Raw genomic sequence first — 21,026 nt, 5'->3', positions numbered from 1 at the left:
TTACTCCGTTGCAATCAGGATGAAGCGGTATTCGAGCAGCACCGCGCGCATCGCGCGTTCGCGGCGCTCGACGCGGCTGCGCAGGAACTGAGTGGCGACGACGCGGAAGCCGTGCTGCGCCGGGCCGAGCGTGGCGATGCGCTGCTCGATCCGGTCGGCAATGGCCGCGGTGGCGGAAGGCTGGTCGCTGCGGTCGATGAGCTCGAGCGCGAGGCGGACCTCGCGGCCTGCGCCGGTCTTGTGGCTGCGGTCGGCGGCCGCACTGGCGACGATGCTGAGCGAAGGCGGGCTGGCCGCGACCGGCCCCTCTTCCTCGATCGCATTGACCATGCCGGAAAGGGCGGTGTCGGCGCGCAGCCACTCGGCCAGCACGCTGCGGAAAGCGCTTTCCATCTATCCCCTCCTGCGGGTGAAATCGGGCCACAGCAGGCGCGCATCGCGCCAGCGCTGCGGATCGGTGCGCCGGGCGAGCGCAGTGCGCGCCTCGGCGATGGTGGCGGCGCGCGCAGTCAGCTGGCGCGCGAGGTCGGCAAAACTCACAGGCGCAGCCGGCGCCAGGGCCGCCACAAGGCCGCGACAGCGGCGGGGAGAGCGGTATCGCCGCCCCGATCGCGCTCGCGATACTGGTGCGCGGCGCAGCGCACGATGCCGTGACGCAGCCCCGAATCGAGCGCGGCCCAGTCTTCGGCGAGCCCGAGGTCGAACGTCACTGCCACTTGCGGTACGGGAATGCTGGCGGTGAGCCGGAAGCGGCCACCGTCGCTGCAGAGCTCGACCGCGTAATCGGCGGGATCGAGCATGCGGCGCGTGCCGTCCGCGGCGATGCCCTCGGCGATGCCCGGCCCGACGAAGGGGCGCGTGTGAAGCGCCTGCCATTCGCCCGTCGCGGGCAGGGTTTCGGTCACGGTCGATTTCAGCGGCACGAGGCCGGTGAAGCTTTCGCAGACGAGGGTCGCTGCGGCGAGCAGGTCGAGCAGCACCGCATCGTCGCGCGTGCCGCTGATCGCGAGCCAGGTCTTGAGCTCGGCCAGCGGCTCGGCGGTAAAGCTCGCTTGCGTCACGAGTTGCCGCATGGCGCGGTTCTCCTGTGTTCGGGGAAGGGAAGAGGGGAATGCAGGCGGGGCCAAGGGGGCAGACCCCGCCTACAAGCAATTAAAGCTCGATCTTCAGGAGCTTGATCGCGTTGCTGTCGAGCACCTGCCCGCCCACGCGCTTGGTGGCGTAGAAGTGGACGAAGGGCTTGTTGGTGAAGGGATCGCGCAGCACCTGCGTGGCGCTGCGTTCGGCAATCAGGTAGCCGTGGCGGAAGTTGCCGAAGGCGATCGGGAACTTGCCGGCCGCGATGTCGGGCATATCCTCGGCCTCGACCACCGGGTAGCCGAGCAGGCGGTCGGGCTGGCCCTCGACCAGGCCCGGTTGCCACAGGAAGGCCCCGTCGGCGGTCTTGAGCTTGCGCACCTCGGCCAACGTTGCGGAATTCATCACGAAGCTGGCGCCCTGGCGATGGCCGGCCTTCAGCGTGTGGACGAGGTCGATCAGCTTCGCATCGGGGTTGGCGTCGAAGCCGTCGGCATTGCCGGAGCCGACGTACTGCAAGGTCCCGAAGGCCCGCGTGCCGTCTTCGGCCGTGCCCTTGGGTGCCGACAGGAAGCCCTTGGGCTGGTTGGTGCCGCTACCGCCGACGAAGGCTGCGCCTTCGGCCCGGGCGAATTCCATCGCGATCTCGCTGGCGAGCCAGCTTTCGAGATCGAAGCCCGCATCGTCGAGCATCGCCTGGCTGGCGGCGGGATTGGCGTAGAGCTCGCCGGTCGGCGGGGCGATTTCGGCGAAGTTCGGCGTGGCGGTGGCCGGGCGACCCGCAACCTCGCTGACCCAGCCCGAGGCGGTGCCGCCGGTGGTGACGAGCTTGCGATAGCCCGCGCTGCCAGTCTGCACGACCTGCGCGATGGCGCGGATCGGGCTGATTTCGGTCAGCTCGCGGGCGATCATCGCGTCGATCTGGCGCGGCACGGCGTAGCCGCCATCGGAGGGCACCGCGCCGCTGATCGACTTGAGCTCGACCGTGGAGCCGCGGCGCAAATAGCCGTCGACGAAGCCCTTCACTTCGGGGGCGGCGTCATCGGTACCGCCGATAACCGGGCGGGCAGCGCGGGTTGCGGCTTGGGCGATCTTGTCGACGCGGGCCTTCACCTCGTCGACGTCACTGCGCAGGGCTGCGACTTCAGCCTCGGTCTTGTCCTGGCGGGCGACGATGTCGAAGCTCGCTTCGGCGGCGTCGGTAGTAGGGGTAGCATTATCCATGGAAGGTCCTCTTTCTTCAGGGCACAAAAAAGCCGCCCGGAAGGCGGCGAGGGGAACGGGCTTCGGTCGGTCTCAGGTCGTGAGGTGGATCCGCGCATTCCGTTGCAGCGGGTGCGTGACGACGCTGACCTCGAACAGCTCGATGTCGGCCAGCTCACGACCAGCCTCGGTGTGGCGATAGGCCCGAGCGCGGTAGCCGAAGCTGAGGCCGCTCACGGCGCGGTCACGCAGCAGCTTGGCGGCGCGGCCATCGGGGTTGTCGATCTGCGCGATAATGCGCAGGCCGCTTGCGTCCTCGCCGGCGGTTTCGACCCAGCCGATGCGCTGGTCGGGCCGATGCTGCCAGTAGAGCGGGTAGGGGCCCCTGCGTTCTGCGAGGGTGCGCGTGAAGGCCCCGGGCCGGATCGTGTCGCGCGCGCCGTCGGCCACGTCGAACAGCGCGGCGTAGCCGGCGATGCGCAGGCGCCTCACGAGAGCATCTCCCCGACGCCGAGCCGCACTGCGATCCCCACCAGCAGCAGCGCGAGCGCGCCGCGCACCAGCCAGTCGATCGCCGCCTTCCAGGCGCTGGCCTTGGCATCGCGCCAGGCCGAAAGCAGCTCGCGCAGCTCGTCGATATCGTCCTGCGCCGAAGGATCGGCGAGGCCGAGCCGGTCGAGCACGCGGTTCGCGCCAAGCTCGCTCGCCTCCTCCACGATGGCGCGCAGCGTGATCAGCTCGCCCCCTTCGGTCGCGGCCTGCGCGATCAGGCGGGCGAGCATGTCTTCCCTGGTCATCGGCTTGTCTCCTGCGGCGCAATGCCCAGCATCGCGCGCTTTTCTTCGGGGGTGAGGAAATCGGCTGCGCTTACCTGCGTCCACAGCGTCTCGCGGTCCTCCGCGAGCGCGGGGACGCGGTCGAGGTCGATGGTCGGTGCCGACGCGAACCAGTCGCTCATCCCGGCCTGAAGGCCGGTTAGGATCTTGCCCGCCAGCGGCAGCAGGGTGAGGCGCCACAGCGCGCGGCTCGCCTCGCGGTAATTGGCGTAGGTGTTGTCGCCCGGCAGGCCGAGCAGCATCGGCGGCACCCCGAAGGCGAGCGCGATGTCGCGCGCCGCTGCAGCCTTCAAGGTCGCAAAATCCATGTCGGCGGGCGAGAGGCTCATCGCCTTCCAGTCGAGCCCGCCCTCGAGCAGCATCGGACGGCCCGCATTGCCGCCACCCTGAAAGGCGCTCTGCAATTCGGCCTTGAGCCGGTCGAACTGCTCGCTCGTTAGCCCCGCCGCGTCGCCGCCGTCATAGACCAGCGCGCCCGAGGGCCGCGCCGCATTGGCGAGCAGCGCGCGGTTCCATTCCGACGCCGCATTGTGGATCGCCACGGCGGGCGCAGCGGCGGCAAGACAGCCCGCGCCGTAATGGTCGTCCGCCGGATGGAAGCCCTTGAGGTGGATCACGTTGGGCCACCCGTCTGCATCCTCCATCGGAAGTGTGAGCGTGCGGTCCGCAAGGACATGGCGATAGGCGGCAGGCCACCCATCCTCGCCCGCCACGACCTGCACCCGCTCGGGCCGCAGGGGGTAGAGCTCCACGGGTGCGCCTGCCCCGTCCTTGACGATCTGGACGAAAGCATTGCCGTGCAGCACCAGCTGCGCCGCCAATGCCTCGAGCAGCGGCTGCGACCCGCAGGAACAGGCGATCAGTTTCGCCAGCCGCGCGTCCGCGCATGCGATGGGCGCGCCGCCGACCCCTTCGGCCACGATCCGGACGGAGCGTTGCGCGATCGGGTTGGCGAGATAGGCCTCTTCGACCGCGGTCCGGTAATCGAACGGCGCACGCCCGGAGCCGCCATCGAAGGCGGTCGCCCAGGGCGAGACGAACCCGCGCGAAACAGGCGCGCGCGATTGGCCGCCGCCCTTGAAGGCGGAGGCGATACTGGTGAGCAAGGACATGGAATTCTCCCGAAGGGGTAGTGCCGGATTTCCGGTGGCCTCGTGTTGTTCGAAGCTGTTACGTCATGCGCCGGCCGACCGAGGCCGACACGATTCGGAGTGACAGACTTATGCGTGAGCGACCGCCCTCAACTCCCGAGGAGGATGGCGCCCCGCGCGATGCGATCTATTATCGCCAGCTGGCGCGGCAGGCCCGCAAGATGGCATCGGGCCATGCCGACGCCGACGTGGCCCGCCGGCTGCGCGAAATCGCCGTCCGGCACGAACACCGGGCGAACCAGCTGAAGCGCAACGAAGCCGGCCTGGCGGGATCCCGGCCCTCCGCCCTCGTGCGCAAGGTGTTCGATGCGCTGCGGGGCAGGCTCTAGGCTTCATATCACCTGCACCCGCGGCTGCCCTCGCTTGCCCAGCATCAGTTCGCTCAGCGCCCAGACTAACGCGTCCGCCCGGTCGGGCGAGCGCCCCGGGCCTTCGTAGCCGCCACCGGTCATCAGGCCGCACAGCTGGTCCTCCAGCGCCGCGAATAGCCCTGCGTGCCGCACCTTTCCGCTTTCGTAGAGCGCGGCGATCGGTTCGGCGCGGGCGACCTTGCCGCGGCTGGCGTGGACCAGTGTCAGCGGCAGGGCGAAGTCGGCGGCGCGCAAGACGCTGCCGACCATCTGGCCGCCCTGGTTCGCCTCTGCCACCACGCGGTCGGCATTCCACGCGCTCGCCGCTTCGGCCACGGCGCGCGCCCAGCGTTCGGGCGAGGCCTTCGCGACCGAGCAATCGGCCAGCACCTGCCCGATCCCGCTCGCGCCCAGGCCGCAGACCACGATGCCGCATTCGTCGCCCCCGCTGCTCGCGGGCGGATCGACGCCGATCACCACGCGCAGCGGCGGGTCGCCGAAGGCGTCGTCGCGGCACCGCTCGAGCAGCGAGCGCGACCAGAGCGCGCCTTCGATATCCTGCAGCAGCTCGCCCTCGAGCTCCTGCCGGCCCAGCGCGGTCTCCCCATAATGCGCATCCATCGCGGCGAGGAATTTGGCCGGCAGGTTGGCGGCATTGTCGCGCGTGGTGCCGCGGGTCAGCTCCAGACCCTGCGTCTGCTCGGGATCGAGCAGGCGGCGCATCAGCGGGACCGCACGCGGCGTGGTGGTCGCCATGATGCGCGGATCCTCGCCGAGGCGCAGGCCCATCATGAGATTGTCCCAGGCACGCGCAGCCCGTTCGTTGCTGCCAGGCCATTTGGCGATCTCGTCGCACCAGGCATGGCTGTGTTGCGGACCGCGCAGGCTCTCCGGCTCGGCCGCGGAATAGAGTGTCGCCTGTGCCCCATTGGGCCACGTCAGGCGGCGCAGCGACGGTTCGAAATCGGGCCTGTTTCCCGCCGGGCAGCACGCCAGGATGCCGCTTTCGCCTTCGACCATCACCGCGCGCCCCTCGCCGAGATTGGCCGCGACCAGCGCAATGCGCGCATCGGGCAGCTTTTCCGCCGTGAAACGAACCCATTCCGCGCCCGCACGGGTCTTGCCGAAGCCGCGACCCGCCATGATCAGCCAGAGGAACCAGCCATTGTCCGACGGCAGCTGGCCTTCATGCGCATAATTGCGGAAGTCGACCATGAAGGCGTCGAGCTCTTCCTGCGTCAGGCTGTGCACGAAGGCTTCGCGCTCTGCCGGGGTGAGGCGGGCCCAGACACCGGGCCGCGACAGGGGCGTGCTCATGCCGGAGGGATGTCCCGGCCCGCGACCTTCTTGCGGAGTTCCTCCACCTTGCGTTCGATCGTTTCGCGGACCTGCGCGGCGCTGACGTTGGCCCGCTGCGCGCCCTCTTTCGCGACCGTTTCCTTGTGCGCGGCGAGCAGGCGCAGCGCCACCGCCACGTCCATCTTTCGTTCGGGGGCAGGATCGCGCAGATAGCCCAGCACCTCCATCTCGAGGTTGGCATAGCCTTCGAACAGGGCGGCGCGCCACTGGGCGGCAAAATTGCGGTCCGCGCGGCGGGTGCGATAGACCTCTCCTGGCTTGACCTTCGCTATGGCTGCCGAAGCGCTCACATTCGAAGTCGCGGCGAGTTCTTCGAGGAAGACCTTCCGCCACTTCTCCTCCTTGCGCCGGGCGGCGCTCTGGTTGGCAGCCTTGCGGCCGCTCAGCGCGAAGATCTCGAGGGCCTCTGCCCACGCCAGCCGGAACGACGCGCAGGTCTTCCGGCGGTCGTAAGGCCCCTTGGTGGTGATCCCTGCCGCTTCGGCGGCGGCGGTCACCTTGCCGAATTGCTTGAGCCCTTCGATGAAAGTCTCCTCCCACCAGGGGCGATCGCCCGATGTTTGCTGTGTCATCGTGTCCCTCCCGAGGTCTGGCCGATAGCGAAAACGCCAACGGGCGGTCCCGCCAGCGGGCCGCCCGTTCGAATCACACTATCGCGATGTTCCTGATATGTACCCAAACAGCGTGACGATGTCAATCGCAAAGTGCCAAATAGGTTCGTTCGGAGAGCGTTGCCAACAGGCGGAGGCTCGCCTAATCCCGCGCTGTAGGTTTACTCCGGGATATCTCCTCTCATCATGCTCATGAAACCGTTGCGCGGTCTGTACGAATGGACCCTGGACAAGGCCTCGCACCCGCATGCGGTGTGGTGGCTGGCCTTCTTCTGCTTCATCGAATCGAGCTTCTTCCCGATCCCGCCGCACCCGCTGCTGGGCCTGATGTGCCTGGCCGAACCGAAGAAGGCGGTGAAGTTCGCTACCGTGGCCACGCTGGCCTCGGTCGCGGGCGCGCTGCTCGGCTATGCGATCGGCTGGGGGCTCTACGATACGGTCGGCGTGTGGCTGATCTCGTCGCTGGGGCTCAGCGAAGCCTTCCCCGTCGCCGCCTGCCATTTGCGCGAATACGACTTCGAGGCGATCCTGATCGCCGGCGCGACGCCGGTGCCGTTCAAGCTGCTGACGATCACCGCCGGCTTCGTCGGCATGAACCTCGTCACCTTCGTGCTGTCCAGCCTGTTCGCCCGCGCGCTGATCTTCATGACCGTGGGCTTCCTGTTCCGCGTCTTCGGCGCGCCGATCAAGCAGGTGATCGACAAGTATCTCGGCACGGTGACCACGGTGTTCGTGGTGCTGGTGGTCGGCGGGATCCTGGTGCTGACCCAGCTCGGCGGCAGCGAGGACGAGGCGGGCGGGCCGTGCGCGAATGTGACCGCGGTCAATCCGGCAGCGGAATAGGCTACTCCAGCGCGAACAGCGTCAGGCGCGGCACGTCGGGGATCGCGATGCTGCCGTAGCCGCGCTTCACGAGCCGCCGCTTCTCCAGATCGCGCAGCGCGGCATTGGCGGTGGCGCGGGTGACGCCGAGCAACTCGGCAAGCTCTTGCTGCGTGATGCGCACCTCCGCCATGCCCGGTGCGGTATCGGCCATGTTGGCGAGGATGCCGGCAAGGCGCGCGGCGCTGGTCCCGCGGCGCAGGCCGGCAAGCTGGCCGAGTGTGTCCTGCAATTGCTCCGACAGCGCGCCGAGCAGCGCGCGGGTCGAGGCGGGGTAATTTCCCAGCGCGTCAAGGAAGGGCCGTGCGGCGATGAAGCGCACCCGGCTCGGCCCGCGCGACACGGCATCGACGATGCGCGGCCGACCCGAGAATACCGCCAGCTCGCCATAGCTGTCGCCCGGGCCCAGCAGTGCCACCGCGCGGAACTCGCCCTCGGGCAGGAACTGGCCAACCATGACGGCGCCTTCTTCGATCAGCCAGAACCCGTCGGCCGCCGTGCCGCGTTGCTGGATGATCTGCCCGTCGCCGAATTCGCGCAGCCGGGCGCCGCGCAGCAGGTGGACGCGCAACGCCGGGTCGAGCGCCTCGAACAGCATCGGCGTACCCAGCGATCGCCGAGTCGGGAGGGAATGTATAGAATTTGACATTCTTTCATCGGGGTAAACGCTAGACCCCGGATCGACAAGTATCTCGGGAGAGAGTGACCGTGCCGACTTCGACCCTTGCCATCATCGCGATCTACTTCGGATATGCCGCGCTGGAGCTGTGGCGCTCGAACCTGTTCGGCAAGGCGGAGCAGACGCGGGACGACGGTATCGTGGAGGCGATCAGCATGACCGTGCTCCTCGCCGTGACCCAGCCGACGGTGCTACTCGCGGCGGGTGCGCTCGCCAACATGGTGGCGCCGCAATACGCCGGGGCGCTTGCCGGACTGAACGTCTTCGCCGCGATTGCGCTGTTCCTGGTGCTCGACGACATGCTCCAGTACTGGTGGCACCGCGCGAGCCACTCGACCCCGTGGCTCTACAACCTCCACCGCGCGCACCATAATGCGCGGTACATGAGCGTCCGCCTCGTCTACCGGAACAACATCATCTACTACGCGATGATGCCGAGCCTGTGGATGTCGGGCGTGCTGATCTGGCTCGGCCTCGGCTGGGTCTATGCGGGCTATATCGTGGTGAAGCTGCTGGTGATCACCGGCGCGCATTCGGACGTTGCCTGGGACAAGCCGCTGTACGCGATCAAGTGGCTCTCGCCGGTCATGTGGGTGATCGAACGCACGATCTCGACGCCGGCGACGCATCACGCGCACCATGGCCGCCATGCCGACGATCCGGCAGTCCACTACAAGGGCAATTACGGGAACCTGCTGTTCTTCTGGGACGTGCTGTTCGGCACTGCGAAGATCACGCGCACCTATCCGCAAAGCTACGGGGTTGAGAACCTTGCTCCGGCGACGCTCGGCCAGCAGCTGCTGTGGCCGATTTTCCCGGAGAACAAGGCGCCGGAAGTCCAGGTTGGAGAGGAGACGACCGCAAAGGTCGCCTGACGGGAAGGCCGGCCGGTTCTGCGACCCTCCGGCCGGCCTTCTTATCCGCTCAGCCCGCGAATTCCGTCTCGAGCGTGATCTCGCAATCGAGCAGTTTCGAGATCGGGCAATTGGCCTTGGCGTCCGCCGCCAGCTCCTCGAACTTCGCGCGATCCATGCCGGGCACGGTGCCCTTGGTCGACAGCGCCGACCTGGTCACGGAGAACCCGCCATCCTCTTTCTCGAGGCTGACCTTCGCAGTGGTCTCGACCGTGCCGTCCTCGTGCCCGGCCTCGGCCAGCTTGAACGAGAGCGCCATGGTGAAGCAGCTCGCATGCGCGGCCGCGATCAGTTCTTCCGGATTGGTCCCGGGCTTGTCCTCGAACCGGGTCTGGAAGCCGTAGGGCTGGTCGACCAGCGCGCCCGACTGGGTGCTTACATGGCCCTTGCCGCCCTTGCCCAGTCCTTCGTAGCGCGCACTGCCCGATTTAACGATTGCCATTGCCATCTATCTCCTTGGTTGCGGGAGATAGACGATGAAGCCGCGCGGGTGTTCCGGATCAGATGATCCCGACCGCCTTGCCCGCCTGCTCGAAGATCGAGAGGATCTGGCCGACTTCCTCTTCGCTATGCTCCGCGCAGAGCGAGCAGCGCAGCAGGGTCATGTTGGCAGGGGTTGCCGGCGGGCGCGCCAGGTTCACGTAGAGCCCGCCCTTGATCAGCGCCTCCCACATCGCCGCGCCCTTTTCGAGGCCGGGCATGATCACCGCGATGATCGCGCTCTGCGGTTCCTCGGTCCCGAGCTTGAAGCCGAGATCCTTGAGGCCCTTGTGCAGCGCTTTGGAATTCTCCCACAGATGCGCGCGCTTGTTCGAGCCGTGCATCAGCTTGCGGATCGAGGTTTCGGCCGTCGCCACTACGCTGGGCGGGAGCGAGGCGGTGAAGACGTAGGGGCGGCAGACGAGCCGCATGATCTCGAACTTGGGATGGTTCGACACGCAGAAGCCGCCCACCGTGCCGACGCTCTTGGAGAAGGTGCCGATGATGAAATCGACATCGTCGATGACGCCCGCATCTTCCACCACGCCGCGACCGTTTGCGCCGATGAAGCCCATCGAATGCGCTTCGTCGACCAGCACCATGGCGCCGTATTTCTTGGCGACCGCGACCATTTCCTTCAATGGCGCGACGTCGCCGAGCATCGAGTAGACGCCTTCGAGCACGACCAGCTTGCCCGCGCCTTCGGGAATGCGCTTGAGGCGCTTTTCCATCGCCTCGATATCGTTGTGCTTGAACGGCACGACCTCGGCCTGGCCCATCGCGCAGCCGTCCCAGATGCTGGCATGGCTATCGATGTCGAGGACGATGTAATCGCCCTTGCCGGCGATGGTGCTGATGATCCCGAGATTGGCCTGGTAGCCGGTCGAGAAGACCATCGCGTGGTCCATGTCGTAGAAGTCCATGAGCGCCTGCTCGACTTCCTTGTGGCCCTGGTAGGTGCCGTTGAGCACGCGGCTGCCGGTGGTGCCCGAACCGAAATCGGCCAGCGCCTGCTTGCCCGCCTCGACCACGTCGGGGTCGAAGGTCATGCCCATGTAATTGTAGGTGCCGAGCAGGATCGTGTCGCGCCCGTTGCAGATCGCGCGGGTCGGCGACAGGACCTTCTCCATCACCAGGTTGAACGGGTCTTCCTGCCCGCTCGCGAGCAGCCCTTCGCGCAGCGCGATGATGTCGTCGAACTTGGAGAACAGGTCGCGGCCTTCGCCTTCAAGAACTTCCGGCTGGTCCGGCTGGATGATGCCTTCGCTCATCAGTCGGCCTGCAGCTTGGTGACGGTGTCGACCAGCTGGCCGTAATTCTCGATCTCGGCCTGCTGGTTCATCGAGATGATGATGTCGAACTCGTCCTCGATCTCGGCGACGAAATCCATGACGGTCAGGCTGTCGAACTCGAGATCGTTCTGGAAAGTCGTCTCCTCCTTCACCTCGATGCCCTTCTTGTTGAAGGGTTCGATCAGCGAGCGGATCTTGGTGTCGACGTCGGCACGGTCCATGAATGGGTCCAGTTCTGCAAATGCGGTGCGACCCGCGTGTTGGCGGATCAAAACGAATGGGTCGGCAAAGCGGTTTCCGCTCGCCTTTGTCAAGGTTTTCGCGAGCGGGCGCGTCGCGCGATCAGCCCGGCAGAAGGGCGCGCACCGCCGCCATGAACGGCCCGATGGAAACCGGCTTGGCGAGGTAATCGGCGGCCCCCGCGTCGCGGATGCGCTCCTCGTCGCCCTTGCCGGCATAGGCGGTTACGGCCAGCACGGGCACATCGGCCATCGCCGCATCGGCCTTGAGCTGGGCGATCAGGTCGATTCCGCTGACGTTCGGCAACTGGATATCCATGATGACGAGATGCGGCGCGAACTTTTTCGCCGTCGCCAGCACATTGAGACCGTCGGCCACAGGCACTACCTCGTAGCCGTTGGCCTTCAGCACGTCGCAGAACAGTTTTCGGTTGAGATCGTTATCCTCGACAACGAGTATTCTGTTTGCCACGTGCGGCTCTCCTTGCGCTCAACCGGCGCCATATGGAAAACGATCGGAAGTGACAATTATTCGCGAGTCTTCGAAATCCGCCGCCGAACACCGCGCGCCCGAGGTGCTGGCGCTCGAGGCGCTTGGCTGGGCGCTCGCCGACGAACGGCGCGCCGAGCGCCTGCTATTGCTGACCGGCCTCACGCCAGAGCGGCTGCGTCACGGAATCGAGGATCGCGGCGTGCACGCCGCCGTGCTCGAATTCCTCGCCAATCACGAGCCCGACCTCGTGCTCGCCGCCGACGCGCTGTGCACGACGCCCGCAGCGCTGGTCGCCGCCCATCGGGAGCTTGCCGCATGAGCCGCCCGCTGATCATCTCCGACTGCGACGAAGTCCTGCTCTACATGGTTTCGCCCTTCCGCGACTGGCTGGCCGAAACGCAGAACGTCGAGTTTCGCATGGAGGGGAACGACTTTTCCAGTGCGCTGCGCTGGCAGGACAGCGGCGAGGTCCTCGCGCCCGAGGAAATCTGGCGCAAGCTCGGCGGATTCTTCGATACCGAGATGCACCGCCAGACCCCGATCCCCGGCGCGATCGAGGGCATCAACACGCTGGCCGAACATGCCGATGTCGTGGTCCTGACCAATCTCGTCGACAAGCGACAGGAAATGCGCCGGGAGCAGCTCGCCGACCACGGCCTCCATGCCCGCGTCTTCACCAACCAAGGGCCGAAAGGACCGGCGCTCCAGTCGATCCTCGCGGAATACAACCCCTCGAAGGCCATCTTCATCGACGATCTCGCGCAGCACCACCGGTCGGCGCGGGAGACGATCGGCACGATCACGACCCTCCATCTGTGCGGCGAGCCGATGATCGCCCCGCATATCGATTGCGCGCACCAGTCCGGCCATGCCGACGCGCGGATAGACACGTGGGAGCACGCGCTGCCGTGGCTGATGGACCAGCTTGAAAAGGAAACCGCATGAGCGTTCACGAACGATTGAGGGAACTGGGCCTCGAACTGCCCAAGGCCGCCGCGCCCGTCGCCAGCTATGTGCCGGTGGTGGTCGACGGCCACACCGCCTATGTCTCGGGCCAGCTGCCCTTCGTCGACGGGCAGCTCGTCACGGGCAAGCTGGGGGCGGATGTTTCGCTCGAGCAGGGGCAGGAAGCGGCGCGGGCCTGCGCGCTCATGATCCTCGCGCAGCTGGAAGCGGCGCACCTCATCGAGCGGATCGCGCATTTCGTGAAGCTCGGCGGTTTCGTCGCCTCGACGCCCGATTTCACCGACCAGCCCAAGGTGGTGAACGGGGCGTCCGACCTGCTCTTCCACGTGCTCGGCGATGCCGGGAAACATGCCCGCAGCGCGGTCGGCGTGCCTGCCTTGCCGCTGAATGCGGCGGTCGAGGTCGATGCGATCGTTGCTCTCAAGGCTTGATTCCTACCTCGCGCCGCCGCCCGATCCGGAGCGGGTCGGCTGGCTGCGCGAGTGGAGCTACGCGCATCGCGGGCTGCATGGCGCCGGGCGGGTCGAGAATTCCGCCAGCGCGTTCCGTGCCGCTATCGAGGCGGGCATGGGCATCGAATGCGATATCCAGCGCAGCGCCGACGATGTGCCGATGGTGTTCCACGACTGGGATTTCGCGCGGCTGATCGGCAGGCCGGAGAAATCCGCCAGCCTGACCGCAGCCGAGTGGCGCAAGCTGAGCTATCTCGAGGGCGAGGACGCGCCGATCGCGCTCGCCGATTTGCTCGAACTGGTGGCCGGCAAGGTGCCGCTGATGATCGAGATCAAGTCACGGCGCGGCTACGATGTCGAGCGCAGCTGCGAGGCGGTGCTGTCGGCGCTAGATGGCTATGCCGGCCTGCACGCGGTGATGAGTTTCGACCCGCGCGTCTCGCGCTGGCTGCGGCGGCATTCACCGCAGACGGTGCGCGGCCTCGTGATGCGCGAGGACGACAAGGGTTACACGCAGGCGGCGTGGCAGCGGCATCTCGCGTTATGGATCGCGCGCCCCGATTTCCTCGCCTACCATATCCATGCCCTGCCCAATCCCATGGTTGCAGCCTTGCGAGCGAGCGGCATGCCGGTGCCCACTTGGACGGTGAACTCGCCCGAACTGCTGGCGCGGGCGCGCGAGCATGCCGATGCGCCGATCTGGGAAGGGGCGGGGATCCCGTGAGTGATGGCGGCCTCGCGGCAAGGGTCGGCGGCTCGGTCGGGGCGTTCGACCGGGACCAGTGGAACGCGCTGGCAGGCTCCGGCAATCCTTTCGTTTCGCACGAATTTCTGACCGCGCTCGAAGATTCGGGCAGTGTCGGGCCGGGCACAGGCTGGCAGGCCGCACCGCTGGTGATCAGCGATGAGGACGGGCCGCTGCTGGCAGCGATGCCGGCCTGGCTCAAGAGCCACAGCCAGGGCGAATATGTCTTCGACCACAGCTGGGCCGATGCCTATGAGCGCGCGGGCGGGCGCTACTATCCCAAGCTCCAGATCGCCGCGCCCTTCACACCCGCGACCGGGCCGCGCCTGCTGCTTGCGGACGACGCCTTCGCCGCGCCCCTGCTGTCGGCTGCCGAGCAGTTGTGCCTGCAGAACGGGTTTTCCTCGGCGCACGCGACCTTCATCGAGCCGGAGCAGCAGAGCCTGTTCGAGGATGCGGGCTGGATGCTGCGCTCCGACATCCAGTTCCACTGGTACAATCGCGGTTTCGCGAATTTCGACGACTTCCTCGCCACGCTCGCCTCGCGCAAGCGCAAGGACCTGCGCAAGGAACGTGCGGCGGCGCAGGCCGAGGTCGACATCGTGCGGCTGCGCGCCGACGATATCCGGCCCGAGCATTGGGACGCCTTCTGGCATTTCTACCAGGATACCGGCGCGCGGAAATGGGGGCGGCCCTATCTCACCCGCGAAGCCTTCGACCTGTTCGGCGAGCGGATGGGAGAGAAGCTGCTGCTGGTCTTGGCGCTACAGCATGGTGTGCCGGTGGCGGGCGCGCTCAATTTCATCGGCGGCAATGCGCTCTACGGCCGCTACTGGGGCTGCACGCGCGACATCCGCTTCCTGCATTTCGAGCTGTGCTACTACCAGGCGATCGACGCGGCGATCGACCTGGGCCTTTCGCGGGTCGAGGCGGGAGCGCAGGGCGGCCACAAGCTCGCCCGCGGCTACGAACCCGTCGAAACCGTTTCCGCCCACTGGATCGCCGACCCCGGTTTCCGCCAAGCGGTCGCCGAATTCCTCGAACGCGAACGCGCCGGCGTTGCGAGCGACCGGAATTATCTGCAGGCCCGGACCCCGTTCAAGAAGGGGTAGGGCGGATCAGGCCGCCTTGCGCTGGCCTTCGGCAAGCCATTCGCGCGCGCGGCGCTGGGCTTCGGCGATTTCGCGGGCGGTCATTTCGTCGGAAATATCGGCGCGGCACCATGCGGCTTCCTCGTGCCCCTTCGATGCGGCGATGTTGAACCACTTGTGCGCCTCGATCATATCGGCGGTGCAGCCGTGGCTGCCCGTCGAAAAAGCGACTCCGAGGTCGTAAAGCGCCTCGATGCTGCCCTTGGCATAGGCCGCGAGACAGTCTGCGACGAGCTTCGCGGCGGCTTCGCCCTGGATAATCTTGCCAGCGCCACCCTGGATACCGGTGAGTGCCATTGTCATTCCCCCGTTTGCTGCCGGCTCCCCTTGCCGGACATCCGAGAGGTCGCGTTTTATGGTCAATAAAAGGTTAACGCCGGCAAAAATAGTTGCGGCTTTGCCCGGTAAAGCGACGAGATCGCAACGTTTGGTGGGGAAACTGGCAGCTCACCGGATTGCCGCTTGTGCCCTCTTGGGCGCTTGCTTATAGGCCGCGCCCATCGGAACGTCGGGGTACCGGAAAAATCCGGGCTCGCAGGGCGACGGCGATCCGAGCGGATATTATTTGGGCGAGATAGCGAATGGCCTCACAGGCTAAGGGCGACACGGAACAAAGGCTTGCCAAGGCGCGCGCCGCCATTGGCGACGACTACACTCCCGGTGAAGACGAAGAGTACATGAACGAGCGCCAGCTCGACTATTTTCGCGTGCTCCTGCTCGACTGGAAGAAATCGATCCACAATGCGGCCGGGCAGACCCTGCAGTCGTTGCAGGACGGCCCCATACGCGAACCGGATCTTAATGATCGTGCTTCGTCGGAAACCGACTGGGGCATCGAATTGCGGACCCGCGATCGCCAGCGCAAACTGATCTCCAAGATCGATTCCGCCCTTCGCCGGATCGACGCGGGAGAGTATGGATATTGCGAGGTTACGGGCGATCCTATCGGGCTGAAGCGCCTGATCGCGCGGCCCGTTGCCACGATGACCGTCGAGGCGCAGGAAGCGCACGAACGGCGCGAAAAAATCTCCCGCGACGACTGAAATTAACCCTCGCCATTTACCGACCTGTTAACCCCTGGCGGCCTAGTTTGCGCCGGTGGGTTGCCATGGTGGCTAGCCCATCGCACCAGGATGAGGTTTGCGCACACGATGTCTTCGGTAGAAACCAGGAATGTGACGCGAGATAGCCTGTTTCTGTTCGCCGAGCTCGAGTTCGACGGACAGCCCGGAACGAGCCGGGTGAAGGTCCGCAACCTGTCTGCAGGCGGGATGATGGCGGAAGGCGGCCCGACCACCGGCCGGGGCGAGCGCCTGACGATCAAGCTGCGAAACATCGGCGATGTGAAGGGATCGGTCGCCTGGGTCCAGGGCAACCGCTTCGGGATCGCCTTCGACGAGGAAATCGACCCGCGCATTGCCCGGGCTCCGGTTTCCCAGGGAGAGCATGAAACGCCCCGCTATGCGCGCGCTGCCCTGACCGGCTCCTTGCATGGTGACGGCGCCGTCCGCGCGATCTGACAAACTGACGGCTGACGCGCGCGTTTCGCGCTGCTAGGCGATCCGCATGCGGATCCTCGCCCTTATCGCTGCCATCGCTGGTCTCGCGGCCTGTTCAGGCAGCGTCGATGACGGGGTGATCGACGTGGCGTTCATCGCTCCGGAAGGCGAAGTCGCGACCTCCGGGCTGCGGCTCGATTACGCCGGCCAGCACCTTCGCGCAGCGCAGGCGCAGGGCCTCGTTAAGCTGGGCGCTGACGGCTCCGTGCTACCGGCTATCGCCGAACGCTGGATCGTGACCGACGACGGTTCGAGCTACATCTTCCGCATTCGCGAATTCGACCTTACCGACGGGTCGCGGCTGACCGCGCAGGCGGTTCGCGACAATCTCGCGCGGACGGTGCGACGGCTCGACGGAACGTCGCTCGGCCTTGACCTTGCCAAAATCCGTGAAATCCGCGCCATGACGGGCCGCGTGATCGAAATCCGCCTGTCGAGCCCGATGCCCGACCTGCTGCAGCTGCTGGCCCAGCCCGAGCTCGGCCTGGTCCTCGGCGAGTCTCCCACCGGCCCGATGACCCTGCGCGCACAGGATGAGGAGAGCGATGCGCGGGTCTTCGATGCGATGCCGCCGGAAGCGCGTGGCCTGCCCCTCCAGCCGGGCTGGGACGATGAGATTGCGTCCGTGCACGTCGATGTGGTCGATGCAATGGCTGCGACGAAGGGCTTTGCCGATGGCCGTTACGAACTCGTCCTCGGCGGCAAGCTCGCATATCTCCCGCTCGCAGATACCGGCCCCTTGTCGCGCGGGACGATCCGCCTCGACGCCGCGCTTGGTCTGTTCGGTCTCGACGTCAACCGCAGGACCGGATTTCTCGGCACCCCGGAAAACCGCGAAGCCCTGGCGATGGCGATCGACCGGGCGAACCTCTTGCAGGCCTTCAATATCGGCGGCTGGATCGCGACGACACGGATCGTAGCGCCCGGCCTGCCGGGGGACGACGGCTCGATCGGAGAACGGTGGAGCGACCTGTCGATTGCCGATCGCCGGGCGACTGCCTCCGCCCGTGTAGCGCGGTGGCGGAGCGCGAATGGCAGCTCCCCCTCCGTCACGATCGGCCTGCCCGAAGGCCCCGGCTCGGACCTGTTGTTCGATGCGCTCGCGCGCGATTTTGCGACGATCGGCGTCGCTGCGATCAGGGCTGACGCGCGCGCCGACGCCGATCTGGTCCAGCGCGACCGGATCGCACGCTATGGCGCCGCGCGCTGGTTCCTCAACCAGTTCAATTGCAAGGTTTCGCCGCGGGTCTGTTCGGAAGATGTCGACTACCTCGTCGGCCTCGCCGTCGATGCGCGCGACCTGGCCGAAGAGGCGTCCTATCTTTCGGAAGCGGAAGCCAGCCTCACCGCCGCCAACATCTACATCCCGCTGGGCGCGCCGATCCGCTGGTCGCTGGTGCGCGGGGACATCACCGGCTTCCTCGAAAACCGCTGGAACGTCCATCCCTTGTTCCCCCTCACGCGCGCTCCCATCTAACGCCCATGACCGAACGGCCTACCCGCCTGCGCCCGATGGGCATCGAAATCCCGACCGGGACCGATCCGCATTCGATCCGCCGCCGGATCGAAGCGATGGAGCAATTGCTCGAGCGCAGTTTCGTCATCCCCGGTACGCGTTACCCCGTCGGCCTCGATTCGATCATCGGCCTGATCCCGGTGGTGGGCGATGCGGTGACGGCGGCGCTGGCCGGCTACATCGTGTGGGAAGCGAAGAACCTCGGCATCCCGCGCTGGAAGCTGTGGCGCATGATCGGCAACATCGCTTTCGACAGCGCGGTCGGTGCCATTCCGGTGGCGGGCGACGCCTTCGACCTGTTCTACAAGTCGAACAGCAAGAACCTGCGCATCGTGAAGAAGCACCTCGACAAGCATCATCCCCAGACGATGGTGATCGAGGGGTAGTTTCGTTCGCAACCGATCCGCGCTAGTGCCACGGGCATGGCGCAAGATGTTACCTACGGGTCCTATCTCGATCTCGACCGCATCCTCGCGGCGCAGCACCCGACTTCGGATGCGCATGACGAGATGCTGTTCATCATCGTCCACCAGGCCTCCGAGCTTTGGCTCAAGCTGTGCATTCACGAACTGCTGGCGGCGCGTGAATGCATCGTCGAGGACCGCTTGCGGCCAGCCTTCAAGATGCTCGCCCGAGTTGCGCGCGCGCAGGGGCAGCTGATCCAGAGCTGGGACGTGCTCAGCACCATGACCCCGCACGACTACTCGACCATCCGCCCGCATCTGGGCAAGTCGAGCGGGTTCCAGAGCGCGCAATACCGGATGATGGAATTCCTGCTCGGCGGGCGGAAGCCCGAGATGGTCCGGATGCATGAAGTCACGCCATCGGTGGCGGAGGAGCTGCGCGCCGAACTGACCCGTAAGAGCATCTATGCGGAGGCGGTGGCGCTGCTGGCGCGGCGCGGCTTCGCGATCCCGCAGGAGGTGCTCGATCGCCCGGTCGGCGAAGCATGGGCGCATTCCCCGGAGGTCGAGGCGGCCTGGGCGGAAAGCTACCGCGACCCGAAGGAGCATTGGGACCTTTACGAGCTGGCGGAGAAGTTGGTCGACCTCGAATACCATTTCCAGCGCTGGCGTTTCGGTCACCTGAAGACGGTCGAGCGGATCATCGGCTTCAAGACCGGCACCGGCGGCACGCCGGGCGTGCCCTATTTCGCGGGCGTGCTGAAACAGGCATTCTTCCCCGAACTCCTCAGCGTGAGGACCGCGATATGAGCTCGTGGCACAGCGAGCGGCGGATCTGGGACATTTCCCAGACCCTGCGTCCCGGGCTGCCCGTGTGGCCGGGCGATACCGAATTCGCCTTCGAGCGCACGTGGAAGATGGAGGACGGCTCGCCGGTCAATGTCGGGCGGATGACCATGAGCACGCATTCGGGCACGCATGGCGATGCACCGCTGCACTATTCGGCGACTGCGCCGGATATCGCTAGTGTGGCGCTCGATCCTTACATCGGCGAGTGCCTTGTCGTGGATGCCACGGGGGTCAGCGGGGGGCGCATCGGTGTGGGCGACCTGCCGCATATCGACAGCGCCGACCGGGTGTTGTTCCGCACCTTCGAGGCGTTCCCGCATGACCAGTGGGACATCAGCTTCACCGCCATCGACGCCGAAACGATCGAATGGCTCGCGCTGCAGGGTGTGAAGCTGGTCGGCACCGACGCCCCCTCGGTCGATCCGCAGGAGTCCAAGACCATGGACGCGCACAAGGCGGTGCTGGAACACGACATGCGCATCCTCGAAGGGCTGGTGCTCGATGGCGTGCCGGAGGGACGCTACGAGCTCATTGCGCTGCCGCTCAAGATCGCAGGCGGCGATGCCGGGCTGTGCCGCGCGATCCTACGGGAGCTGCCCGATGCTTGAGCGCGCGCGCATCCTCGACGAAGGCGATCCGCTGAAGGGCTTTCGCGAGCGGTTCCTCGTGCCCGAGGGCGTGATCTACCTCGACGGCAATTCGCTCGGCTGCCTGCCGAAGGCGACGCCGCATCGGCTGGCCGAGGTGGTGCAGGGCGAGTGGGGCGAGGGGCTGATCCGCAGCTGGAATTCCGCCGACTGGATCACCCTGCCACAGCGCGTCGGCGCGAAGATCGCGCCGCTGATCGGGGCGCAGCCACATGAGGTGATCGCCTGCGACAGCGTGTCGGTGAACCTCTACAAGCTGATCTCGGCGGCGCTGCCGATGCGCCCCGGTCGCAAGACCGTCCTGAGCGAGCCGGGCAACTTTCCGACCGACGTCTACATGATCGAAGGGCTGGAAAAGCAGGGGCTTGCCGAGCGGCGGCTGGCTCCGCGCGAGCGACTGTTCGAGGCACTGGACGAGGATGTCGCGCTGCTGCTGCTTACCCATGCGCATTACAAGACCGGCGAGCTGTTCGACATGGTCGAGCTGACCCGCGCGGCGCATGACGCAGGCGCGCTGGTGCTGTGGGACCTGTCGCATTCGGGCGGCGCGCTGCCGGTCGACCTCAGTGACTGCAACGCCGATTTTGCGGTCGGCTGCGGCTACAAATATCTGAACGGTGGTCCCGGCGCGCCCGCCTATGCCTTCGTTGCCGGGCGCCTGCAGGCGGAGGTCGCACAGCCGCTGTCCGGCTGGATGGGCCATGCGAGACCCTTCGCCTTCAGCGACGATTATGCGCCCGCGCCGGGCGTCGACCGGCTGCTGTGCGGAACGCCCGGCATCCTAGGTCTCGCGGCGCTGGAGGTCGGCGTGGACCTCATCGCCGAGATCGGGGTCGAGCGGCTCCACGCGAAGTCGCAGGCGCTCTCCGAATTTTTCCGCCAGTGCCTCTCGGAAAGCGGCGTCGAACTGGAGCTCGTCAGCCCGACCGACCCCGCGCAGCGCGGCAGCCAGCTCTCCTTCCGCCACACAGAGGCCTACGCCATCTGCCAGGCGCTGATCGCCCGCGGCGTCATCGGCGACTTTCGCGACCCCGACATCCTCCGCTTCGGCTTCGCCTCCGCCTATTTGCGCTTCGAGGACATGGCGGAAGCCGCGCGGCACGTCGCCGAAGTACTCGAGACCGGCGAATGGCAGCGCGAAGAATTCCGCCAGAGGGCGGCGGTGACCTGA

At 66.6% G+C, this 21,026-nt stretch carries 30 protein-coding genes; 15 read left to right on the top strand and 15 right to left on the bottom strand.

Annotated features, from left to right (window positions below; translation table 11 throughout):
- From gp17 to K3172_RS01065, 7 genes are all read right to left on the bottom strand, one after another.
- Complete coding sequence (gene gp17 / locus K3172_RS01095) at positions 1-393, bottom strand: tail completion protein gp17 (protein WP_221586638.1); 393 nt, start codon at positions 391-393, stop codon at positions 1-3.
- Entirely contained in the window at positions 394-540 is a 147-nt protein-coding gene (locus K3172_RS01090) for a hypothetical protein (RefSeq protein WP_221586637.1), read from the bottom strand.
- Positions 537-1,073 (bottom strand): head-tail connector protein, encoded by a 537-nt coding sequence (locus tag K3172_RS01085; protein WP_221586636.1) that lies wholly within the window; start codon positions 1,071-1,073, stop codon positions 537-539. Before K3172_RS01085 ends, K3172_RS01090 begins: the two co-directional genes overlap by 4 nt.
- A gap of 79 nt (positions 1,074-1,152) precedes the next feature.
- The gene (locus K3172_RS01080) at positions 1,153-2,301 is read right to left on the bottom strand and encodes a phage major capsid protein (protein WP_221586635.1); all 1,149 of its coding nucleotides are present in this window, start codon (positions 2,299-2,301) and stop codon (positions 1,153-1,155) included.
- Between the two features lie 72 nt (positions 2,302-2,373).
- Positions 2,374-2,763 carry an HK97 family phage prohead protease gene (locus K3172_RS01075; RefSeq protein WP_221588906.1) on the bottom strand — a complete coding sequence of 130 codons (390 nt, stop codon included), beginning with the start codon at positions 2,761-2,763 and terminating at the stop codon, positions 2,374-2,376.
- 5 nt (positions 2,764-2,768) lie between these two features.
- Positions 2,769-3,077 (bottom strand): DUF6127 family protein, encoded by a 309-nt coding sequence (locus K3172_RS01070; protein ID WP_221586634.1) that lies wholly within the window; start codon positions 3,075-3,077, stop codon positions 2,769-2,771.
- Complete coding sequence (locus K3172_RS01065; RefSeq protein ID WP_221586633.1) at positions 3,074-4,228, bottom strand: phage portal protein; 1,155 nt, start codon at positions 4,226-4,228, stop codon at positions 3,074-3,076. The genes K3172_RS01070 and K3172_RS01065 overlap by 4 nt, the downstream gene beginning before the upstream one ends.
- Before the next feature lie 110 nt (positions 4,229-4,338).
- Between K3172_RS01065 and K3172_RS01060 the strand changes: the two genes are divergently transcribed.
- Positions 4,339-4,596, top strand: coding sequence for a hypothetical protein (locus K3172_RS01060; protein ID WP_221586632.1), 258 nt, complete (start codon positions 4,339-4,341; stop codon positions 4,594-4,596).
- A 3-nt stretch (positions 4,597-4,599) separates the two neighbouring features.
- On the opposite strand, the gene K3172_RS01055 is transcribed toward K3172_RS01060, so the two are convergent.
- Entirely contained in the window at positions 4,600-5,934 is a 1,335-nt protein-coding gene (locus K3172_RS01055; RefSeq protein ID WP_247717891.1) for a DNA-packaging protein, read from the bottom strand.
- Entirely contained in the window at positions 5,931-6,548 is a 618-nt protein-coding gene (locus K3172_RS01050) for a hypothetical protein (RefSeq protein WP_247717890.1), read from the bottom strand. The genes K3172_RS01055 and K3172_RS01050 overlap by 4 nt, the downstream gene beginning before the upstream one ends.
- Positions 6,549-6,773: 225 nt before the next feature.
- On the opposite strand from K3172_RS01050, the gene K3172_RS01045 reads away from it, so the two are divergent.
- On the top strand, positions 6,774-7,430 hold the full coding sequence (locus K3172_RS01045; RefSeq protein ID WP_221586631.1) for a YqaA family protein: 657 nt from the start codon (positions 6,774-6,776) through the stop codon (positions 7,428-7,430).
- A 1-nt stretch (position 7,431) separates the two neighbouring features.
- On the opposite strand, the gene K3172_RS01040 is transcribed toward K3172_RS01045, so the two are convergent.
- A complete protein-coding gene (locus tag K3172_RS01040; protein ID WP_221586630.1) occupies positions 7,432-8,118 on the bottom strand; it encodes a Crp/Fnr family transcriptional regulator in 687 nt (228 codons plus the stop codon).
- A gap of 59 nt (positions 8,119-8,177) precedes the next feature.
- On the opposite strand from K3172_RS01040, the gene K3172_RS01035 reads away from it, so the two are divergent.
- On the top strand, positions 8,178-9,023 hold the full coding sequence (locus K3172_RS01035; RefSeq protein ID WP_221586629.1) for a sterol desaturase family protein: 846 nt from the start codon (positions 8,178-8,180) through the stop codon (positions 9,021-9,023).
- 49 nt (positions 9,024-9,072) lie between these two features.
- On the opposite strand, the gene K3172_RS01030 is transcribed toward K3172_RS01035, so the two are convergent.
- From K3172_RS01030 to K3172_RS01015, 4 genes are all read right to left on the bottom strand, one after another.
- Positions 9,073-9,504 carry an OsmC family protein gene (locus tag K3172_RS01030; protein ID WP_221586628.1) on the bottom strand — a complete coding sequence of 144 codons (432 nt, stop codon included), beginning with the start codon at positions 9,502-9,504 and terminating at the stop codon, positions 9,073-9,075.
- 58 nt (positions 9,505-9,562) lie between these two features.
- A complete protein-coding gene (spt, locus tag K3172_RS01025) occupies positions 9,563-10,813 on the bottom strand; it encodes a serine palmitoyltransferase (protein WP_221586627.1) in 1,251 nt (416 codons plus the stop codon).
- Positions 10,813-11,055, bottom strand: a complete 243-nt coding sequence (locus tag K3172_RS01020) for an acyl carrier protein (RefSeq protein WP_221586626.1) — start codon at positions 11,053-11,055, stop codon at positions 10,813-10,815. Before K3172_RS01020 ends, spt begins: the two co-directional genes overlap by 1 nt.
- A gap of 121 nt (positions 11,056-11,176) precedes the next feature.
- Positions 11,177-11,545 carry a response regulator gene (locus K3172_RS01015; protein ID WP_221586625.1) on the bottom strand — a complete coding sequence of 123 codons (369 nt, stop codon included), beginning with the start codon at positions 11,543-11,545 and terminating at the stop codon, positions 11,177-11,179.
- A 49-nt stretch (positions 11,546-11,594) separates the two neighbouring features.
- Between K3172_RS01015 and K3172_RS01010 the strand changes: the two genes are divergently transcribed.
- From K3172_RS01010 to K3172_RS00995, 5 genes are read left to right on the top strand one after another with little or no spacing between them, the layout of a single operon-like run.
- Positions 11,595-11,885, top strand: a complete 291-nt coding sequence (locus K3172_RS01010; protein ID WP_345725566.1) for a DUF3572 family protein — start codon at positions 11,595-11,597, stop codon at positions 11,883-11,885.
- On the top strand, positions 11,882-12,511 hold the full coding sequence (locus K3172_RS01005; RefSeq protein WP_221586624.1) for an HAD family hydrolase: 630 nt from the start codon (positions 11,882-11,884) through the stop codon (positions 12,509-12,511). The genes K3172_RS01010 and K3172_RS01005 overlap by 4 nt, the downstream gene beginning before the upstream one ends.
- A complete protein-coding gene (locus tag K3172_RS01000) occupies positions 12,508-12,963 on the top strand; it encodes a RidA family protein (RefSeq protein WP_221586623.1) in 456 nt (151 codons plus the stop codon). The genes K3172_RS01005 and K3172_RS01000 overlap by 4 nt, the downstream gene beginning before the upstream one ends.
- Positions 12,938-13,708 (top strand): glycerophosphodiester phosphodiesterase family protein, encoded by a 771-nt coding sequence (locus K3172_RS15420; protein ID WP_247717889.1) that lies wholly within the window; start codon positions 12,938-12,940, stop codon positions 13,706-13,708. The genes K3172_RS01000 and K3172_RS15420 overlap by 26 nt, the downstream gene beginning before the upstream one ends.
- Positions 13,705-14,841 carry a GNAT family N-acetyltransferase gene (locus K3172_RS00995; protein ID WP_345725565.1) on the top strand — a complete coding sequence of 379 codons (1,137 nt, stop codon included), beginning with the start codon at positions 13,705-13,707 and terminating at the stop codon, positions 14,839-14,841. The genes K3172_RS15420 and K3172_RS00995 overlap by 4 nt, the downstream gene beginning before the upstream one ends.
- A gap of 6 nt (positions 14,842-14,847) precedes the next feature.
- Here the strand turns inward: K3172_RS00995 and K3172_RS00990 are convergent, their stop codons facing one another.
- On the bottom strand, positions 14,848-15,177 hold the full coding sequence (locus K3172_RS00990; RefSeq protein WP_221586621.1) for a hypothetical protein: 330 nt from the start codon (positions 15,175-15,177) through the stop codon (positions 14,848-14,850).
- Positions 15,178-15,461: 284 nt separating this feature from the next.
- Here K3172_RS00990 and dksA point away from each other — a divergent pair, with 284 nt between their 5' ends.
- From dksA to kynU, 7 genes are all read left to right on the top strand, one after another.
- Positions 15,462-15,923: an RNA polymerase-binding protein DksA gene (dksA, locus tag K3172_RS00985; protein WP_221586620.1), complete on the top strand. Its 462-nt coding sequence runs from the start codon at positions 15,462-15,464 to the stop codon at positions 15,921-15,923.
- A gap of 132 nt (positions 15,924-16,055) precedes the next feature.
- Positions 16,056-16,400 carry a PilZ domain-containing protein gene (locus tag K3172_RS00980; protein WP_345725564.1) on the top strand — a complete coding sequence of 115 codons (345 nt, stop codon included), beginning with the start codon at positions 16,056-16,058 and terminating at the stop codon, positions 16,398-16,400.
- A gap of 46 nt (positions 16,401-16,446) precedes the next feature.
- A complete protein-coding gene (locus K3172_RS00975) occupies positions 16,447-17,916 on the top strand; it encodes an ABC transporter substrate-binding protein (RefSeq protein WP_247717887.1) in 1,470 nt (489 codons plus the stop codon).
- 5 nt (positions 17,917-17,921) lie between these two features.
- The gene (locus K3172_RS00970; RefSeq protein ID WP_221586618.1) at positions 17,922-18,341 is read left to right on the top strand and encodes a DUF4112 domain-containing protein; all 420 of its coding nucleotides are present in this window, start codon (positions 17,922-17,924) and stop codon (positions 18,339-18,341) included.
- Between the two features lie 36 nt (positions 18,342-18,377).
- On the top strand, positions 18,378-19,169 hold the full coding sequence (locus K3172_RS00965) for a tryptophan 2,3-dioxygenase (RefSeq protein ID WP_221586617.1): 792 nt from the start codon (positions 18,378-18,380) through the stop codon (positions 19,167-19,169).
- Positions 19,166-19,816, top strand: coding sequence for an arylformamidase (gene kynB, locus K3172_RS00960; RefSeq protein ID WP_221586616.1), 651 nt, complete (start codon positions 19,166-19,168; stop codon positions 19,814-19,816). The genes K3172_RS00965 and kynB overlap by 4 nt, the downstream gene beginning before the upstream one ends.
- On the top strand, positions 19,809-21,026 hold the full coding sequence (gene kynU / locus K3172_RS00955; RefSeq protein WP_221586615.1) for a kynureninase: 1,218 nt from the start codon (positions 19,809-19,811) through the stop codon (positions 21,024-21,026). The genes kynB and kynU overlap by 8 nt, the downstream gene beginning before the upstream one ends.

The organism is Qipengyuania proteolytica (assembly GCF_019711565.1).
Lineage (GTDB): Bacteria > Pseudomonadota > Alphaproteobacteria > Sphingomonadales > Sphingomonadaceae > Qipengyuania > Qipengyuania proteolytica.
This window is presented reverse-complemented; position numbering and strand designations above follow the sequence as displayed.

Excerpts from the sequence above, each read along its gene's own strand:
- kynB (WP_221586616.1), top strand. The coding sequence starts at position 19,166 with ATGAGCTCGTGGCACAGCGAGCGGCGGATCTGGGACATTTCCCAGACC.
- K3172_RS01070 (WP_221586634.1), bottom strand. The coding sequence starts at position 3,077 with ATGACCAGGGAAGACATGCTCGCCCGCCTGATCGCGCAGGCCGCGACC.
- K3172_RS01060 (WP_221586632.1), top strand. The coding sequence starts at position 4,339 with ATGCGTGAGCGACCGCCCTCAACTCCCGAGGAGGATGGCGCCCCGCGC.
- kynU (WP_221586615.1), top strand. The coding sequence starts at position 19,809 with ATGCTTGAGCGCGCGCGCATCCTCGACGAAGGCGATCCGCTGAAGGGC.
- K3172_RS01065 (WP_221586633.1), bottom strand. The coding sequence starts at position 4,228 with ATGTCCTTGCTCACCAGTATCGCCTCCGCCTTCAAGGGCGGCGGCCAA.
- K3172_RS00975 (WP_247717887.1), top strand. The coding sequence starts at position 16,447 with ATGCGGATCCTCGCCCTTATCGCTGCCATCGCTGGTCTCGCGGCCTGT.
- spt (WP_221586627.1), bottom strand. The coding sequence starts at position 10,813 with ATGAGCGAAGGCATCATCCAGCCGGACCAGCCGGAAGTTCTTGAAGGC.
- K3172_RS01050 (WP_247717890.1), bottom strand. The coding sequence starts at position 6,548 with ATGACACAGCAAACATCGGGCGATCGCCCCTGGTGGGAGGAGACTTTC.
- K3172_RS01080 (WP_221586635.1), bottom strand. The coding sequence starts at position 2,301 with ATGGATAATGCTACCCCTACTACCGACGCCGCCGAAGCGAGCTTCGAC.
- K3172_RS15420 (WP_247717889.1), top strand. The coding sequence starts at position 12,938 with ATGCGATCGTTGCTCTCAAGGCTTGATTCCTACCTCGCGCCGCCGCCC.
- K3172_RS00990 (WP_221586621.1), bottom strand. The coding sequence starts at position 15,177 with ATGGCACTCACCGGTATCCAGGGTGGCGCTGGCAAGATTATCCAGGGC.
- K3172_RS00970 (WP_221586618.1), top strand. The coding sequence starts at position 17,922 with ATGACCGAACGGCCTACCCGCCTGCGCCCGATGGGCATCGAAATCCCG.
- K3172_RS01020 (WP_221586626.1), bottom strand. The coding sequence starts at position 11,055 with ATGGACCGTGCCGACGTCGACACCAAGATCCGCTCGCTGATCGAACCC.
- K3172_RS01085 (WP_221586636.1), bottom strand. The coding sequence starts at position 1,073 with ATGCGGCAACTCGTGACGCAAGCGAGCTTTACCGCCGAGCCGCTGGCC.
- K3172_RS01040 (WP_221586630.1), bottom strand. The coding sequence starts at position 8,118 with ATGTCAAATTCTATACATTCCCTCCCGACTCGGCGATCGCTGGGTACG.
- K3172_RS00965 (WP_221586617.1), top strand. The coding sequence starts at position 18,378 with ATGGCGCAAGATGTTACCTACGGGTCCTATCTCGATCTCGACCGCATC.
- K3172_RS01000 (WP_221586623.1), top strand. The coding sequence starts at position 12,508 with ATGAGCGTTCACGAACGATTGAGGGAACTGGGCCTCGAACTGCCCAAG.
- gp17 (WP_221586638.1), bottom strand. The coding sequence starts at position 393 with ATGGAAAGCGCTTTCCGCAGCGTGCTGGCCGAGTGGCTGCGCGCCGAC.
- K3172_RS01005 (WP_221586624.1), top strand. The coding sequence starts at position 11,882 with ATGAGCCGCCCGCTGATCATCTCCGACTGCGACGAAGTCCTGCTCTAC.
- K3172_RS01055 (WP_247717891.1), bottom strand. The coding sequence starts at position 5,934 with ATGAGCACGCCCCTGTCGCGGCCCGGTGTCTGGGCCCGCCTCACCCCG.
- K3172_RS01045 (WP_221586631.1), top strand. The coding sequence starts at position 6,774 with ATGCTCATGAAACCGTTGCGCGGTCTGTACGAATGGACCCTGGACAAG.
- dksA (WP_221586620.1), top strand. The coding sequence starts at position 15,462 with ATGGCCTCACAGGCTAAGGGCGACACGGAACAAAGGCTTGCCAAGGCG.
- K3172_RS01030 (WP_221586628.1), bottom strand. The coding sequence starts at position 9,504 with ATGGCAATCGTTAAATCGGGCAGTGCGCGCTACGAAGGACTGGGCAAG.